Raw genomic sequence first — 1494 nt, 5'->3', positions numbered from 1 at the left:
GCTGCCTTTTCCTGCGGCAGCTTGACCGAACCGCCGGCCTTTTCGATCTTCTCGATCGCGGCCTTGGAGGCGCCGGCGACGTCAAAGGCGAGCTTCGCCTTGATCTCGCCGTCCGAGAGGATGCGCACGCCGTCCTTGACGCGGCGGATGACGCCGGCGGCAACCAGCGATTCAGCCGTCACGGTCGCCTTGGCGTCGAGCTTTTTGGCGTCGATGGCCACCTGGATGCGGGCCAGCGACACGACGGTGAAGCTCTTGGCGAAGATGTTATTGAAGCCACGCTTCGGCAGGCGCCGGTAGAGCGGCATCTGGCCACCCTCGAAGCCGTTGATGGCGACGCCGGAGCGCGCCTTCTGGCCCTTGACGCCGCGACCGCCGGTCTTGCCGGAGCCGGAGCCGATACCACGGCCGAGACGCTTCTTGGAGTGCGTCGCGCCGTCCTTGTCACGCAGATCGTTGAGTTTCATCTGAGTTCTCCTGCGCTCTGGCTCAGCCCTCGTCCACGACGCGGACGAGATGCTGGACGGCAGCGATCATGCCGCGCACGGAGGGCGTATCTTCCAGCGTGCGCTGCTTGTGCATCTTGTTGAGGCCGAGGCCGACCAGCGTCGCGCGCTGCTCCTTCGGACGGCGGATCGGCGAACCAATCTGCTCAACGGTGATGGTCTTGGTTGCTTTCTTGGCCATGGTCAAAATCCCTGGTCAGATCGACTATTCTTCAGCCGCAACGGCGGTGCCGCGGCGGGCCTGAAGGGTCGAATACTTGATGCCGCGAGCAGCAGCCACATCCTTGGGATGCATCTGGCTCTTCAGCGCGTCGAAGGTGGCGCGAACCATGTTGTAGGGGTTCGACGAACCCATCGACTTGGCGACCACGTCATGCATGCCGAGCGTCTCGAAGACAGCGCGCATCGGGCCACCGGCGATGATGCCGGTACCTTGCTTGGCGGCGCGCAGCAGCACGCGTCCAGCACCCCAGCGTCCTTCGACGTCGTGATGCAGCGTACGGCCCGAGCGCAGCGGCACGAAGATCATGTCGCGCTTGGCCGATTCAGTTGCCTTGCGGATGGCTTCCGGCACTTCGCGCGCCTTGCCGTGACCAAAGCCGACGCGGCCCTTCTGGTCGCCGACGACGACGAGTGCTGCAAAACCGAAGCGACGGCCGCCCTTGACGACCTTGGCGACGCGGTTGATGTGGACGAGCTTGTCCACCATGCCGTCATCGCGTTCTTCACGATCGCGGCCGCGGCCGCCATCCCTACGTTCCTGTGCCATATCCTGTTCCTTGTTTTTTTCCGGAAGCACGGTTGCTGATAAGATCCGGTGCCTCGCCCCGAATAAATCGGGAAACGGTCACCGGGGGCGAAATCAATTCCTTCGCATAATCCCTATCCGAAAAGTCTGCAACTTTTCGGGACTATGCTTAGAAGCTCAAGCCGCCTTCGCGGGCAGCCTCGGCGAGCGCCTTGACGCGGCCGTGATAGATGTAGGCAC

The 1494-nt window shown here is 63.3% G+C and carries 4 protein-coding genes; all 4 read right to left on the bottom strand.

The features are described from left to right. A partial coding sequence (gene rplO / locus EN964_RS34360; protein ID WP_127277428.1) for a 50S ribosomal protein L15 occupies positions 1–467 on the bottom strand: 467 nt, incomplete at its 3' end. Positions 468–489: 22 nt separating this feature from the next. Continuing rightward, positions 490–687 carry a 50S ribosomal protein L30 gene (gene rpmD / locus EN964_RS34355; protein WP_006205449.1) on the bottom strand — a complete coding sequence of 66 codons (198 nt, stop codon included), beginning with the start codon at positions 685–687 and terminating at the stop codon, positions 490–492. Between the two features lie 24 nt (positions 688–711). Then, on the bottom strand, positions 712–1275 hold the full coding sequence (gene rpsE, locus EN964_RS34350; protein ID WP_006333394.1) for a 30S ribosomal protein S5: 564 nt from the start codon (positions 1273–1275) through the stop codon (positions 712–714). A gap of 148 nt (positions 1276–1423) precedes the next feature. Further along, positions 1424–1494: 50S ribosomal protein L18 (locus tag EN964_RS34345; protein WP_281059596.1), on the bottom strand; the 71-nt coding region annotated here is incomplete at its 5' end.

The organism is Mesorhizobium sp. M7A.F.Ca.CA.001.10.2.1 (assembly GCF_003998575.1).
Lineage (GTDB): Bacteria > Pseudomonadota > Alphaproteobacteria > Rhizobiales > Rhizobiaceae > Mesorhizobium.
Note: the sequence above shows the minus strand (reverse complement) of the source record. Positions and strands in the feature narration are given on the sequence as shown.

What these genes read in the sequence shown, in the direction of transcription:
- rpmD (WP_006205449.1), bottom strand. Translation starts at nt 687, where the DNA reads ATGGCCAAGAAAGCAACCAAGACCATCACCGTTGAGCAGATTGGTTCG.
- rpsE (WP_006333394.1), bottom strand. Translation starts at nt 1,275, where the DNA reads ATGGCACAGGAACGTAGGGATGGCGGCCGCGGCCGCGATCGTGAAGAA.